The 14,920-nt window shown below is 63.8% G+C and carries 9 protein-coding genes; 6 read left to right on the top strand and 3 right to left on the bottom strand.

The annotated features are described in order from the left end of the window. Window positions 1-69 precede the first annotated feature (69 nt). Window positions 70-798: a proteasome-type protease gene (locus tag D7I37_RS09635; RefSeq protein ID WP_061799797.1), complete on the top strand. Its 729-nt coding sequence runs from the start codon at window positions 70-72 to the stop codon at window positions 796-798. Between the two features lie 28 nt (window positions 799-826). Here D7I37_RS09635 and D7I37_RS09630 read toward each other — a convergent pair whose 3' ends face one another. Further along, the gene (locus tag D7I37_RS09630) at window positions 827-3,220 is read right to left on the bottom strand and encodes a beta-N-acetylhexosaminidase (protein ID WP_129543606.1); all 2,394 of its coding nucleotides are present in this window, start codon (window positions 3,218-3,220) and stop codon (window positions 827-829) included. Between the two features lie 145 nt (window positions 3,221-3,365). Continuing rightward, a complete protein-coding gene (gene mgtA, locus D7I37_RS09625) occupies window positions 3,366-6,077 on the bottom strand; it encodes a magnesium-translocating P-type ATPase (RefSeq protein ID WP_129543605.1) in 2,712 nt (903 codons plus the stop codon). A 414-nt stretch (window positions 6,078-6,491) separates the two neighbouring features. Here mgtA and treR point away from each other — a divergent pair, with 414 nt between their 5' ends. From treR to treC, 3 genes are all read left to right on the top strand, one after another. Beyond that, window positions 6,492-7,439: a trehalose operon repressor TreR gene (treR, locus tag D7I37_RS09620; protein ID WP_095095518.1), complete on the top strand. Its 948-nt coding sequence runs from the start codon at window positions 6,492-6,494 to the stop codon at window positions 7,437-7,439. A 143-nt stretch (window positions 7,440-7,582) separates the two neighbouring features. Next, window positions 7,583-8,998, top strand: a complete 1,416-nt coding sequence (gene treB / locus D7I37_RS09615; RefSeq protein ID WP_129543604.1) for a PTS trehalose transporter subunit IIBC — start codon at window positions 7,583-7,585, stop codon at window positions 8,996-8,998. A 166-nt stretch (window positions 8,999-9,164) separates the two neighbouring features. Beyond that, window positions 9,165-10,829 (top strand): alpha,alpha-phosphotrehalase, encoded by a 1,665-nt coding sequence (treC, locus tag D7I37_RS09610; protein WP_129543603.1) that lies wholly within the window; start codon window positions 9,165-9,167, stop codon window positions 10,827-10,829. 35 nt (window positions 10,830-10,864) lie between these two features. Here the strand turns inward: treC and D7I37_RS09605 are convergent, their stop codons facing one another. Beyond that, on the bottom strand, window positions 10,865-11,389 hold the full coding sequence (locus D7I37_RS09605; protein WP_061799806.1) for an NAD(P)H-dependent oxidoreductase: 525 nt from the start codon (window positions 11,387-11,389) through the stop codon (window positions 10,865-10,867). Between the two features lie 104 nt (window positions 11,390-11,493). Here D7I37_RS09605 and D7I37_RS09600 point away from each other — a divergent pair, with 104 nt between their 5' ends. Both D7I37_RS09600 and nrdD read left to right on the top strand, forming a co-directional pair. Further along, a complete protein-coding gene (locus D7I37_RS09600; protein ID WP_095095506.1) occupies window positions 11,494-12,408 on the top strand; it encodes a LysR family transcriptional regulator in 915 nt (304 codons plus the stop codon). Window positions 12,409-12,613: 205 nt separating this feature from the next. Continuing rightward, a complete protein-coding gene (gene nrdD / locus D7I37_RS09595; protein ID WP_129543602.1) occupies window positions 12,614-14,752 on the top strand; it encodes an anaerobic ribonucleoside-triphosphate reductase in 2,139 nt (712 codons plus the stop codon). Window positions 14,753-14,920 lie beyond the last annotated feature (168 nt).

Here is a 14,920-nt window from a genome sequence, read left to right as displayed (position 1 = left end):
GCCGCCGGCGAAAGTTTCGGGCACGCTGGCGTTTGGCGGCGTGCCAGTCTTGTATCGAGGAATTGTGGTATGACCTATTGTGTGGCCATGCGCTTGTCGTCCGGGCTGGTCTTTGCTTCCGATTCGCGCACCAACGCCGGGGTGGACCATATCTCCACCTTCCGCAAACTGCACGTGTTCCAGCAGGACGGCGAACGCACGCTGGTGCTGCAGAGCGCCGGCAATCTGGCGACCACCCAGAGCATCATCAGCCTGCTGCTGCGCCGCAGCCAGGACGCCGAGCGCCCCAGCCTGCTCAACGCGCCCAGCCTGTACGAAGCCGCCAGCCTGGTGGGCGAAACGGTGCGCGAAGTGATCCAGCGCGACAGCGAGGCGCAGCAGAGCGGCAGCACCACCGACTTCAGCTGCAACCTGCTGCTCGGCGGCCAGATCCGCGGCGAAGAGATGCGGCTGTTCCATATCTACCCGCAGGGCAACTTTATCGAAGCCACCCGCGACACCCCCTACTTCCAGATCGGCGAAAGCAAATACGGCAAGCCGATCATCGACCGGGTGCTGAACTACGACACCCCGCTGGAGCAGGCGATGCAGTGCGCGCTGATCTCGCTGGATTCGACCCTGCGCAGCAACCTGTCGGTCGGCCTGCCGCTCGACGTGATGATCTACCCGCGCGGCAGCTTCAGCAGCGCCCAGCAATACCGCATCACCGAAGATCACCCGCACTTCAGCGCCATCCGCAAAGGCTGGGGCGAAGGGCTGGTCAGCATTTTCAAACAGCTGCCGCCGCTGGCGCTTTAAGGGCTCGGCCTGCCGCGCCCCGCCACGGTTATTCCGCCCGCAGGCCGCGCAGCAGCGCCTCCAGCGGATACACCGCCGCGATCACCACCTCGTCGCGCACCTGCGCCGCCGCATCCAGCTGCCGCTGTGCCTGTTCGGCCTCGGCGCCGCTCAGCGGTTTGCCCTGCCGGTAGCGCTCCAGCAGCATCAGCCCCAGCGTCGACAGCGCACCGACGTCCTGCGCCACCGGCGCCAACGCCTGCATCACCCGGTTGCCGGCGATCGACGTTTTTGCCGGCGCGCCGTTCAGCTGCCAGCGCAGCAGGCGTTCGCGCAGCGCCTGCGCCGCCGCCCGGTTGTTCTTGTCCCGCAACAGCGCCGCCACCTGCTGCCCCATCTCGCGCACCGCGTTGCTTTCCGGCGGCAGGGCGTCGGCGAAGCGATTGAGCGGCTCGAACTGATGATAATTGCCCGCCTTGAACTTCAGGTGCTGGCGGGTGTAGTACTGCGCCGGCTCCAGCGCCTCGGCCAGGATCTGCAGCGGCGCGATCTCCACGCTGTTGGCCAGCCGGGTGAACTCGCGCGCGGTTTCGGCGTGCTGCTGCAGGCCGACCGACACCACCGACCAGGCGTCGATCGCCGCCAGCCGCCGGTACATGTTGCTTTCGTCGGTGACGTCTTTAGCCGACCACAGCCGCTCCGCCACCGCAAAGCCGCGCGGCCACAGCTTGAGATCGAGCAGCGGCGCGCGAACGTTTTCCGCCCACAGCGCCGCCTCGCCGCCGAGAATATTGGCCTGCCGCTTCTCGTCCGGCACCACCGGCGCTTTGCCCGGCGGGACAGCCGCCAATTTGCTGCCGCTGGTGGGGTAACGCACGTTGCCGACCAGCGTGTAGCCGCTGAGCTTATCCTGCTGCAGGGTAAATACCGGCCGCGTGTCGCCCATCCAGGTGTCGAGACGGAAGCTGACCTGCTGCGGCGTGCGCCAGACGATGTCGTGCAGCGCGCGGCGCGACTTGCCGTCGAAGTCGATAAAACCGCGCCAGCCCTGCCGGCCCTCGATCAGGGTAAAGCTGCCCGCCACCGCGCTGCCCTTCAGGCGCGGCATGCTGAACCGCCAGCTCTGCGCCTGCTCGCCGGGCTGCACCGCGGTTTCCACCCCCAACGGCTGCGGCAGGATTTCATTGCGGTAGTGATAGGCGGTGCTCTGCGGCTGGTCGACGTAGAAACCGGTCGACAGAATGCCCTGATAGCCGTCCTGCGCGCTGGCGCCGAGCGAATCCTGTCCCTGCCAGGACTGGATCACGATCGAACGCGGCAGCGACGGGTGATAAATCTCGTCCCAGCCGACCATCTGCCGCTGGTGCTTCTCGAGGATTTTTTCCAGCCGCTGGTTGAAGTAGGCCTGCAGCGCGTGGGTATCCGCCAGCTGATGTCGCCGCATGAACGCCTGAATGGACGGCGACGCTTTCCACTGGCTGGCGTCGACCTCATCGCCGCCGATATGCAGATAAGGATCCGGGAAGATCGCCGCCAGTTCACCGATGATCGTCTCGACAAACCGATAAACCTCGTCGCGGGTCGGATCGAGCGTCGGCTTGTGCACGCCCCACTGGCGCTCCATGCGGTACGGCCCCGGCGCGCTCATCAGCGCCGGGTAGGCCACCGCGATGCTCGAGGCGTGCCCCGGCAGGTCGATCTCCGGCACCACGCGGATGCCGCGCGCCGTGGCGTAGGCCACCACCTGCCGCATCTGCTCGCGGCTATAGAACTGGCCGTCGCTGGCCAGCCGTTGCAGCTTGGGGTAACGCTGCGAGGCGAAGCGCCAACCCTGATCGTCGGTCAGGTGCCAGTGGAAGACGTTGAGCTTGGCCGCCGCCATGCCGTCGAGCTGGCGCAAAATATCCGTCACCGGCAGGAAATGGCGCGCCGAATCCAGCAGCACGCCGCGCCACGGGAAACGCGGCACGTCGGTGATGTTCACCAGCGGCAGGAAGGTGTTTTCTCCGTCGGTCTGCAGCAGCTGCAGCAGGGTTTCCATGCCGCGCAGCGCGCCGAAGCGGGTGTTGGCGGTGAGGGTAACCCCCTGAGGGGCGACCGTCAGCCGGTAGCTCTCGTCGCTGCCCGGCAGCGGCTGCGCCGCCACTTTGTCTTTGATGACGATGTCGATGGCCGCGCCCCCGGCGCTTTCCGCCTGCGGCGCCAGGGTCCAGCCGGTTTGCAGTTCGATGCGCTGGCGCCAGCGCGGCAGCGCGTCGCCCAGGTCGTCGCCCTGCAGGCTTAACGACAGCCGGTGATCCAGCGCCAGCCTGCCCGCCGGTTGAGCCGGCTCAACCTGCTGCGGCCAGGGCATCAGCGGCAGCTCGCCGGCCGGCTGCGCCAGCGCGCCGCAAGAAAACCATAACGATGAAGCCAGTAGCGTATAACGGAAAGGTCTGCGCATCGGAAATTCCTCAGAGGAAAACATCAATAAAAACAGCCAACGCTGTAGATAAAGACCGAGGATAAAACCGATGTCCAACTGCGGCGGTGAAAAAGCGGGCTGGATCACAATCGCCCCTCTTCCGTGCGGAAGAGAGGCGCGGAGATTATTGCCAGCCGTAGCGGCGCACGAACCAACCCTTCACGCACTGGGTCAGCACCATGTAGCCCGCCAGGATCAGCACCAGCCATGGGAAGTAGCCGAGCGGCAGCGCCTGCAGCTGCAGGAAACCGGCCAGCGGCGAGAACACCAGGCCGATGCCGGTCACGATCACCGCCAGGGTCATGATGCACAGCGGCCAGGACGGGCGGCTCTGGATAAACGGAATTTTGCGCGTGCGGATCATGTGCACGATCAGCGTCTGCGACAGCAGCCCTTCAACGAACCAGCCGGACTGGAACAGCGTCTGCATTTCCGGCGTATTGGCCTTGAACACCCACCACATCAGGCCGAAGGTCAGCACGTCGAAGATCGAGCTGATCGGCCCGAAAAACACCATAAAGCGCCCGATATCGCCGGAGTTCCAGCGCTGCGGCCGGGTTATCTGATCGTCGTCGACGTTGTCGAACGGGATGGCGATCTGCGAAATATCGTACATCAGGTTCTGGATCAGCAGGTGCAGCGGCAGCATCGGCAGGAACGGCAGGAAGGCGCTGGCGATCAACACGCTGAACACGTTGCCGAAGTTGGAGCTGGCGGTCATCTTGATGTACTTCAGCATGTTGGCGAAGGTGCGGCGCCCTTCAATCACCCCTTGTTCCAGCACCATCAGGCTTTTTTCCAGCAGGATGATGTCCGCCGCTTCCTTGGCGATGTCCACCGCCGAGTCGACGGAGATGCCGATATCGGCCGCGCGCAGCGCCGGCGCGTCGTTGATGCCGTCGCCCATAAAGCCCACCACGTGCCCCTGGCCGCGCAGCAGTTTAACGATGCGTTCCTTGTGCAGCGGCGTCAGCTTGGCGAACACCGTGGTGTGCGCCGCCGCCTGCGCCAGCTGCTCGTCGCTCATCCGTTCGATTTCCGGCCCGCACAGCGGATGATCCGCCTCCAGCCCGACGTCGCGACACACCTTGGCGGCCACCAGCGCGTTGTCGCCGGTGAGGATCTTCACCCTGATGCCGTTTTGCTTCAGCGCCGCCAGCGCCGGAGCGGTGCTCTCTTTCGGCGGATCGAGAAAGGCGACGTAACCTTCGAGGATCAGATCCGACTCATCCGCCACGCCGTATTCATGGGGCTGCGCCGGCAGGATCTTGTTGGCCACCGCCACCACCCGCAGCCCCTGCTGGTTGAGATCGTCGGTAATGCGGCGAATGCGCGCCAGCAGCGCCTCGCTGAGCGGCTGAACCTCATCGCCCTGCCGCACGTGGCGGCAGACAGCCAGCATTTCCTCCAGCGCGCCCTTGCACACCAGCTCGTGATAGTGGTTGTCCCTGGCCACCACCACCGACATGCGGCGGCGTTCGAAATCAAACGGGATCTCGTCCACTTTGCGGTAGTGCTGCAGCGCCTCCGGCTGGCGGTTTTGCTCCGCGCAGCTCAGCACCGCCACGTCGAGCAGATTTTTCAGCCCGGTCTGGTAGAAGCTGTTGAGCCAGGCGTAGCGCAGCACCCGCTCGCTGCTGGCGCCAAACACGTCGGTGTGGCGCTCCAGCACGATTTTGTCCTGGGTCAGGGTGCCGGTTTTATCGGTGCACAGGATGTCCATGGCGCCGAAGTTCTGGATGGCGTCCAGCCGTTTGACGATCACCTTCTGGCGCGACAGCTTCACCGCCCCTTTGGCCAGCGTCGAGGTGACGATCATCGGCAGCATTTCCGGCGTCAGCCCGACCGCCACCGACAGCGCAAACAGCGCCGCCTCCCACCAGTCGCCCTTGGTGTAGCCGTTGATCAGCAGTACGATCGGGGTCATCACCAGCATAAAGCGGATCAGCAGCCAGCTGACCTTGCCGATGCCGGTCTGGAAGGCGTTCGGCTGCTCGTCCTGGCTGGTGACGCGCTGCGCCAGCTGGCCGAAGTAGGTGCCGCCGCCGGTGCCGATCACCATCGCCAGCGCGGTGCCGCTCACCACGTTGGTGCCCATGAAGCACAGGTTGCGGCAGTCGAGCGGATCCTCCGCCCGCTCGCCCGGCGCGGCGCCCTTCTCCACCGGCAGGGATTCGCCGGTCAGCGCCGCCTGGCTGATAAACAGATCCTTGGCCGACAGCACGCGCAGATCCGCCGGGATCATGTCGCCGGCCGCCAGCTTGATGATGTCGCCCGGCACCAGCTGCGAGATCGGCAGTTCAACATGCTCGCTTTTGCCGGTGATCGCGTCGCTGCGGTAAACCGTGGCGGTATTGCTGACCATCGCCTTCAGCGCATCCGCCGCCCGGTTGGAGCGCGCCTCCTGAATGAAATTCAGCAGCGTGGAGATCGCCACCATCAGGGCGATCACCAGCGCGCCGGTCAGATCCTCGGTGGCGTAAGAGATCATGCCGAGCGCGGTCAGCAACAGGTTGAACGGGTTGCGATAGCAGTGCCACAGGTGTTGCCACCAGGCCTCTTGCTGCCGATCGTCGATGATGTTTTCGCCGCAGCGCCGGCGCGCCAGCTCCGCCTCGTGGGCGGTGATGCCTTCCGGGTGGCTGTGAAAACGTTCGTACAGCGCCATGGCATCGGCGGCGGCGCACGCCAGGCGCTGCTGCGCCAGACCGGCCGGCATGGCGGCATTCGCCGCGCCGCTGACGCCATCGAGCAGGCTGTCGCGCCGCACCAGGCGGCGCGGCAGGTTGCGGCTGAGCGTGCCCAGCAGCTGACGGGGAAGTTTTTTGAGTTTCATGGTTCGCACCTCGTCGCCCGGCGCCTCACGGCGGCGGGTGAACGCGGGACCGCCCGGGGCCAGGTTTTGGGCGCGCCAAAAACCGCTGCCGGAGCAGATCCTTGTTTTTCATAACAGCAGGAGCGAACGACAGAGCGTGCGCTACCGGTTACCGTTTACATCACCGGTAAAACAGCAGCGCCAGGCGGAGAGGTTTTACCGGTAAACCGAGTGAGTGTCTAAAGCGGTCGGATCGGGGTCCATATGGGGAATAACCTCCGGTAAATGAAAAGATCGAACGACAGGAGCGGCCGTTCAGCGCAGTGCCGCAATCGCCGCATTGCATCAAGATCCCAGGGGGAAAATAGGCTATGCTGACGAGCATTAATCACAGGCGGCAAGTTTACGCCTGTTAACCTCAACGAAATGTAAACCATGCAAAACCGGCTGACCATCAAGGACATCGCACGCCTGAGCGGCGTAGGAAAATCCACCGTATCGCGCGTGTTGAACAACGAAGGCAGCGTGAGCCCGCAGACCCGCGAACGGGTGGAAGCGGTGATCCGTCAGCAGGGGTTTACCCCCTCCAAGTCGGCGCGCGCCATGCGCGGCCAAAGCGACAAGGTGGTGGGCATTATCGTTTCGCGCCTCGATTCGCCGTCTGAAAATCAGGCGGTGCGCACCATGCTGCCGCTGCTGTATCAGCAGGGCTTCGACCCGATCGTGATGGAGAGCCAGTTCGAAACCCGCCTGGTGCAGGAACACCTGCACGTGCTGCAGCAGCGCAACGTCGACGGGGTGATCCTGTTCGGCTTCACCGGGCTGAGCGCGGCGATGCTCAGCCCCTGGCAGGAAAAAATGGTGGTGATGGTGCGCGAGTACGACGGTTTCTCTTCCGTTTGCTACGACGACGCCGGCGCGGTCAACCTGCTGATGGACCGCCTGCATAAACAGGGGCATCGACATATCAGCTACCTCGGCGTGCAGCTGAGCGACGCCACCACCGGCCAGCGCCGCTATCAGGCCTATCTCGCCGCCTGCGAGCGCCTGCAGCTGGCGCCGCGCGCGGCCCTGGGCGAACTGAATTACCAGAGCGGCTTCCAGCGCGCCGCCGAGGTGATCGACCCGCAAACCAGCGCGCTGATCTGCGCCTCCGACAGCATCGCCCTGGGCGCCATCAAATACCTGCAGCAGCAGCCTGCGCAGCGCATTCAGGTGTGCGCCATCGGCAACACCCCGCTGCTCAGCTTCCTGTTCCCCGACACCCTGTCGGTCGAATTCGGCTACGGCAGCGCCGGCCTGCAGGCGGCGCAACAGCTGCTGGCTCAGCTCAGCGGCGAGCAAGGCATTCGGCGCATTGTGGTGCCCAGCAAACTTTCCTGAGTGAAAAATGCACATATTTTGTCATTTTGTGATCCTCGCCCCAAACCGGGAACGTTCCCATTTCATAAAAAAAGCCGAATGACTAAGCTTTGATCATTACTCAGCCAACACCTCTGCGCCTTAGCCAATAAAGGTATCCAATAATGAGCAAAGTAAAACAGCAGGACATCGATCGCCTGATTGTTTTGGTGGGCGGCCGCGAGAATATCGCCACCGTCAGCCATTGTATTACCCGATTACGTTTCGTCCTCAACGATCCCAACCAGGCCAAACCGAAAGAAATCGAAGAGCTGCCGATGGTGAAAGGCTGCTTCACCAACGCCGGGCAGTTCCAGGTGGTGATCGGCCCCGAGGTCGGCGATTACTACCAGGCGCTGATCGCCACCACCGGCGTCAACGAAGCCGACAAGGAGCAGGCCAAGGTCGCCGCGCGGCAGAACATGACCTGGAGCGAGCGCGCCATCTCCCACTTCGCCGAAATCTTCTTCCCGCTGCTGCCGGCGCTGATCAGCGGCGGTCTGATCCTCGGCTTCCGCAACGTGATCGGCGACATCCCGATGTCCGGCGGCCAGACGCTGGCGCAGATGCACCCGGCGTGGAAAACCATCTACGACTTCCTGTGGCTGCTCGGCGAAGCGATCTTCATGTTCCTGCCGGTGGCCATTTGCTGGTCGACGGTGAAAAAAATGGGCGGCACGCCGGTGCTCGGCATCGTGCTGGGCGTGACCCTGGTGTCGCCGCAGCTGATGAACTCCTATCAGCTCGGCCAGCAGATCCCGGAAGTGTGGAACTTCGGCTGGTTCGCCATTCAGAAGGTCGGCTATCAGGCGCAGGTGATCCCGTCCATGCTGGCCGGTATGGCGCTGGGTTGGATTGAAACCCGGCTGAAAAAGATCGTGCCCGACTACCTGTATCTGGTGGTGGTGCCGGTAGTGTCCCTGCTGCTGGCGGTGTTCCTGGCGCACGCGCTGATCGGGCCGTTCGGCCGCATGATCGGCGACGGCGTGGCCTGGGCGGTGAAAGCGGTAATGACCGGCAGCTTCGCGCCGATCGGCGCCGCGCTGTTCGGCTTCCTGTATGCGCCGCTGGTGATCACCGGCGTGCATCAGACCACCCTGGCCATCGACATGCAGATGATCCAAAGCATGGGCGGCACCCCGGTGTGGCCGCTGATTGCGCTCTCCAACATCGCGCAGGCCTCGGCGGTGCTGGGCATCATCATCATCAGCCGCAAAGCCAACGAGCGCGAAATTTCGGTGCCGGCGGCGATCTCCGCCTACCTCGGCGTGACCGAACCGGCGATGTACGGCATCAACCTCAAGTACCGCTTCCCGATGCTGTGCGCGATGATCGGCTCGGCCTTCGCCGGCCTGATCTGCGGCCTGGACGGCGTGATGGCCAACGGCATCGGCGTCGGCGGCCTGCCGGGCATCCTGTCGATCAAGCCGCAGTTCTGGCTGATCTACTCGCTGGCGATCCTGGTGGCGGTAGTGATCCCGCTGGTGCTGACCATTATGGTCTACAAGCGCAAGGCCGCCCGCGGCGAGCTGCCGGTTTGATTTACGCGATATGAATGTAGGGGCTGAAAATACCCTATAGCTTTCGAGCTGCATCCCCAGGAGCTTACTCAAGTAAGTGACTGGGGTGCAGCGCCAGCAGCCAACAACGCTGCAGTTTGAAAGATGAAGGGTACGGCCCGTTGTCACGATTCAAAGGTATACAGCTATGAGCAACCCAACCCCCTGGTGGCAGAACGGCGTCATCTACCAAATTTACCCGAAGAGCTTTCAGGACAGCACCGGCAACGGCTACGGCGATCTGGCCGGCGTCACCCGGCGGCTGGACTATCTGCAGGAGCTGGGCGTCGACGCCATCTGGCTGACGCCGGTGTATGTCTCGCCGCAGGTGGACAACGGCTATGACGTGGCGGACTACTGCGCCATCGACCCGGCCTACGGCAGCATGGCGGATTTCGACAATCTGATCGCCGCCGCCCACCGGCGCGGCATCCGCATAGTGATGGACATGGTGTTCAACCATACCTCCACCGAGCACCCCTGGTTCCGGGCCGCGCAGGACCGCGACAGCCCTTACCGCCAGTTCTATGTCTGGCGCGACGGCGAAGGCGACGCACCGCCGAACAACTGGCGCTCCAAGTTCGGCGGCAACGCCTGGCAGTGGCACGCCGACAGCGGCCAGTACTACCTGCACCTGTTCGCCACCGAGCAGGCGGACCTGAACTGGGAGCACCCGCCGGTGCGCGAGGAGCTGAAGAAGGTCTGCCAATTCTGGGCCGACAAGGGCGTCGACGGCCTGCGCCTCGACGTGATCAACCTGGTCTCCAAGCGGCAGGATTTCCCGTCCGACAGCCAGGGCGACGGCCGCCGCTTCTATACCGACGGCCCGCGCATTCACGAGTTCCTGCAGGAGATGAGCCGCGAGGTGTTCCAGCCGCGCGGCCTGATGACCGTGGGCGAGATGTCCTCCACCACGCTGGCGCATTGCCAACAATACGCGGCGCAGAGCGGTGAAGAGCTGTCGATGACCTTCAACTTCCACCACCTGAAGGTGGACTACGCCGGCGGAGAAAAATGGACGCTGGCGGCGCCGGACTACGTGGAGCTGAAGCGGATTTTCCGCCACTGGCAGCAAGGCATGCACGGCCGCGCCTGGAACGCGCTGTTCTGGTGCAACCACGATCAGCCGCGCATCGTTTCCCGCTTCGGCGACGAAGGCGAGCTGCGGGTGCCGGCCGCCAAAATGCTGGCGATGGTGCTGCACGGCATGCAGGGCACGCCGTATATCTATCAGGGGGAAGAGATCGGCATGACTAACCCGGGCTTCCGCGACATCGGCCAGTATCGCGATGTGGAAAGCCTGAACATGTACGCCGAGCTGAGCGCCCAGGGCAAGAGCGACGCCGAGCTGCTGGCGATCCTGGCCGGCAAATCGCGCGACAACGGCCGCACGCCGATGCAGTGGAGCGCGGCGGCCAACGCCGGTTTCACTCAGGGCACGCCCTGGCTGGGCTGCGCGGAAAACTATCCGCAGATCAACGCCGAAGCGGCGCTGGCCGATCTGGACTCGGTATTTTACGCCTACCGCCAGCTGATCACCCTGCGCAAGCAGTACCCGCTGCTGACCCACGGCGACTATCAGGATCTGGCGCCGTCGCACCCGGCGCTGTGGTGCTACCAGCGCAGCTGGAACGGCCAGCGCCTGCTGGTGGCGGCCAACCTCAGCCGCGAACCGCAGGCGTGGGGCGCGGAAGGCGTGGAGCCCTCCGCCCAGTGGCGCCCGCTGATGAGCAACTACGCCGATGCGGCGGACCAGCCGCAGGCGCTTACTCTGCGGCCGTTCGAAGCGGTATGGTGGCTGCTGGAAGACTAAAGCCTTCCCTCACGGGCGCAGCCCCCCGCTGCGCCCTACAATTTTTGCAGCAGTTGCACCACGCCGGCGGCCTCTTGCGCCAGCCGTTCGTCGCTCATGTCAAACACCCCTTGCACCAAATGCGGCGGCAGGTAATCCATGCCGGTCAGGTTGGCCATGGCGTTGAACGGGCGCAGCAGATCCGCCACCGGATAGCGGTTGTAACCTTCCGGCGTATAGGCCTGCGCGTTGCCGCCGGTGCTCACCACCAGCTGCAGCGGTTTGCCGTGCAGCCGGGTGCCTTCGCTGCCGTAGGCGAAACCGTAGGTTAATACCGCGTCCTGCCATTCGCTGAGGATCGCCGGCGAGCTGTACCAGTAGAACGGGAACATCATCACTACCGCGTCATGGGCTTCCAGCAGTTCCTGCTCGCGCGCCACGTCGATGCGATAATCCGGGTAAGCGCGGATCAGCTCATGCAGGGTAACGTTCGGCAGCGGGCGCAGCGCTGCGATCAGCGCCTGGTTGATGCGCGATTCGTCGGGCGTGCGGTGGGCGGTCAAAACTAAAATGCGTGACATACAACATCCTTGGTTGAGATTTGATAACGCATTTTTCCATTTCCGCCGCCGCGGGTGTAGGCTGTGATGGGTTACATCAATTTCAACTAAAAGTATCAACCGCCATGTCGCTGCCCTTTGACGTACATCGTCTGCTGCCGGCGTTTCTCGCCGCCGCCCAGACGCAAAACTTTTCCGCCGCTGCGCGCCAGCTGGGTGTCACCCCGGCGGCGGTCAGCAAAAACATTCGCGTGCTGGAAGAAAAGCTGGCGCTGCGTCTGTTCCAGCGCAACACCCACAACGTGGTGCTGACCGACGAAGGCAAAGCATTGCTGGCGCAGGTGGCGCCGCTGTGGCAGGCGCTGTCCGCCACGCTGGAAAACGCCGGCGGCGTGCGGCAGGCCCCTGCCGGCACCGTGCGCGTCAGCATGATCCCCGGCTTCGGCCGCCAGATGCTGATGCCTTTGATCCCGCTGTTTCTGCAACGTTACCCGCAGATCGATCTCGATCTTTCGCTGGATGCGCGGGTGGTTAATCTGGTGGGCGAAGGCTTCGACGTCGGCATCGGCAGCCGGATCGATCCCGACAGCCGGCTGGTGGCCCGGCCGCTGTACCCGATGCGGATGGTGCTGGCGGCCTCGCCGGGCTACCTGGCGCAGCGCGGCGCGCCGCAGGATCCTCAGGATCTGCCGCAGCACGACTGCCTGCTGCACCGCAACCCGGCCAACGGGCGCAGCGTAAAGTGGCAGCTGCAGCGACGCGGCCAACCGCTGACGCTGGATCTGCATGGCCGCCTGATGGCCAGCCGCCCGGAGATGCTGCTGGACGCGGCGCTTGCCGGCCTGGGCATCGCCAACCTGGCGCACTGGTACGCCGAAAAGCACTTCGCACAGGGCACCCTGCAGCCGGTGCTGCCCGCCTGCTGGCCGCGCCCGGTTCAGCTGTGGCTGTATTACGCCTCGGCGGATCTGCCGCCGCGCGTCCGCGTCTGGGTCGATTTTTTGCTTGAACATTTCCGCCCGCAGCCGGCGGGCGATTGACGTCTGTACAGCTTGCGCCCGCCGTTGAATTTTCCTTGTCCTACATCAAAAGAATCCCGCCGATATCTATATATAGTGCATTAATAATCGCAAACACCTATATATAGTAGTTATCCACAAAATCATCCACACGCCGCCGCAGCCCTTGCGCGCTGCGGCTTCGCCCTGTGGATAACCTATCCCTCGGGAAACAAGGAGTCACAACGTGAAACCAGTAGTGATTAAACGGGACGGTTGCCAGGTACCTTTTGACGAAGCGCGCATCGCGCAGGCGATTGAACGTGCCGCCCTGGCGGCCGGGGTGGTCGACGCCGACTACTGCGCCACCGTCGCCCGCGTGGTCGCTCAGCGCATGGAGCGGCGGCAGCACGTTGATATCCATGAAATTCAGCAGGCGGTGGAAAACCAGCTGATGGCCGGCGAATACAAGCAGCTGGCGCGCGCCTACATCGAATACCGCCACGATCGCGACGTGGCGCGCGAGCTGCGCGGGCGGCTGAACCAGGAGATCCGCGGCCTGGTGGAACAAAGCAACCGCGCGCTGCTGAACGAAAACGCCAACAAGGACAGCAAGGTGATCCCGACCCAGCGCGATCTGCTGGCCGGCATCGTCGCCAAACACTACGCCAAGCAGCACATCCTGCCGCGCGACGTGGTGCTGGCCCATGAGCGCGGCGAAATTCACTACCACGACCTCGACTACGCGCCGTTCTTCCCGATGTTCAACTGCATGCTGATCGACCTGAAAGGCATGCTGACCAACGGCTTCAAGATGGGCAACGCCGAGATCGAACCGCCGAAGTCGATCTCCACCGCCACCGCCGTTACCGCGCAGATCATCGCCCAGGTCGCCAGCCATATTTACGGCGGCACCACCATTAACCGCATCGACGAGATCCTGGCGCCCTTCGTCAGCGAAAGCTTCCGCAAGCACCGCGAAGTGGCCGAACAATGGCAGATCCCGGACGCGCAGGGCTACGCCATGGCGCGCACCGAGAAAGAGTGTTACGACGCCTTCCAGTCGTTGGAATACGAGGTCAACACCCTGCACACCGCCAACGGCCAGACGCCGTTCGTCACCTTCGGCTTCGGCCTCGGCACCTGCTGGGAATCGCGCCTGATCCAGCGTTCGATCCTGAAAAACCGCATCGCCGGGCTGGGCAAGAACCGCAAGACCGCCGTGTTCCCCAAGCTGGTGTTCGCCATCTGCGACGGCCTCAACCACCAGTACGGCGATCCGAACTACGACATCAAGCAGCTGGCGCTGGAGTGCGCCAGCAAACGCATGTATCCGGACATCCTCAATTACGATCAGGTGGTGAAGGTCACCGGCTCGTTCAAGACGCCGATGGGCTGCCGCAGCTTCCTCGGCACCTACGAGGAAAACGGCGAGCTGGTGCACGACGGCCGCAACAACATCGGCGTGATCAGCCTGAATCTGCCGCGCATCGCGCTGGAGGCGATGGGCGATGAGTCGCGCTTCTGGAGCCTGCTCGATCGGCGCCTGCTGCTGGCGAAAAAGGCGCTGATGACGCGCATCGCCCGGCTGGAAGGCATCAAGGCGCGCGTGGCGCCAATCTTGTACATGGAAGGCGCCTGCGGCGTGCGGCTGAAGGCCGACGACAACATCGCCGACATCTTCAAGAACGGCCGCGCCTCTATCTCGCTGGGTTATATCGGCCTGCACGAAACCATCAACGCGCTGTTCGGCAACGGCACCCACGTTTACGACGACGAAACGCTGCGCGCCAAGGCGGTGGCGATCGTCGAACGGCTGCGCGCCGCCACCGACGGCTGGAAGGCGGAAACCGGCTACGGCTTCAGCCTGTACAGCACGCCGAGCGAAAACCTGTGCGACCGCTTCTGCCGGCTGGACACCGCCGATTTCGGCGTGGTGCCGGGCGTGACCGACAAGGGCTACTACACCAACAGCTTCCACCTCGACGTGGAGAAAAAGGTCAATCCGTACGACAAGCTGGACTTCGAGGCGCCCTATCCGCCGTTGGCCAACGGCGGCTTCATCTGCTACGGCGAATACCCCAACCTGCAGCACAATTTGAAGGCGCTGGAAGACGTGTGGGACTACAGCTACAGCCGGGTGCCTTATTACGGCACCAACACGCCGATCGACGAGTGCTACCAATGCGGCTTCACCGGCGAGTTTTCCTGCACCAGCAAGGGCTTCACCTGCCCGAAATGCGGCAACCACGAGCCGTCCAAGGTGTCGGTCACCCGGCGGGTGTGCGGCTACCTCGGCAGCCCGGACGCCAGGCCGTTCAACGCCGGCAAGCAGGAAGAGGTGAAACGGCGGGTGAAGCACCTCGACAACGGGCGGCTCGGCTGAGGTGCCCCGTTTAACCCTGATGAGCGGGTTCAGTATACAGAGCTCTGATAAAGCCAATTATTAGGGAAAGCGTGCCGAAGGGGTCGTAGCGGCTTGCCGCCGGAGCGCCCCTCGGGGCGCTAAGCCCGGGTATCTCGGGCGAAAAGACAACTTTGCCACTAAACATAC

The organism is Serratia sp. 1D1416 (assembly GCF_003641105.1).
Classification (GTDB): domain Bacteria; phylum Pseudomonadota; class Gammaproteobacteria; order Enterobacterales; family Enterobacteriaceae; genus Serratia; species Serratia ficaria.
This window is presented reverse-complemented; position numbering and strand designations above follow the sequence as displayed.

Excerpts from the sequence above, each read along its gene's own strand:
- treR (WP_095095518.1), top strand. The coding sequence starts at position 6,492 with ATGCAAAACCGGCTGACCATCAAGGACATCGCACGCCTGAGCGGCGTA.
- treB (WP_129543604.1), top strand. The coding sequence starts at position 7,583 with ATGAGCAAAGTAAAACAGCAGGACATCGATCGCCTGATTGTTTTGGTG.
- D7I37_RS09600 (WP_095095506.1), top strand. The coding sequence starts at position 11,494 with ATGTCGCTGCCCTTTGACGTACATCGTCTGCTGCCGGCGTTTCTCGCC.
- D7I37_RS09630 (WP_129543606.1), bottom strand. The coding sequence starts at position 3,220 with ATGCGCAGACCTTTCCGTTATACGCTACTGGCTTCATCGTTATGGTTT.
- D7I37_RS09635 (WP_061799797.1), top strand. The coding sequence starts at position 70 with ATGACCTATTGTGTGGCCATGCGCTTGTCGTCCGGGCTGGTCTTTGCT.
- mgtA (WP_129543605.1), bottom strand. The coding sequence starts at position 6,077 with ATGAAACTCAAAAAACTTCCCCGTCAGCTGCTGGGCACGCTCAGCCGC.
- D7I37_RS09605 (WP_061799806.1), bottom strand. The coding sequence starts at position 11,389 with ATGTCACGCATTTTAGTTTTGACCGCCCACCGCACGCCCGACGAATCG.
- treC (WP_129543603.1), top strand. The coding sequence starts at position 9,165 with ATGAGCAACCCAACCCCCTGGTGGCAGAACGGCGTCATCTACCAAATT.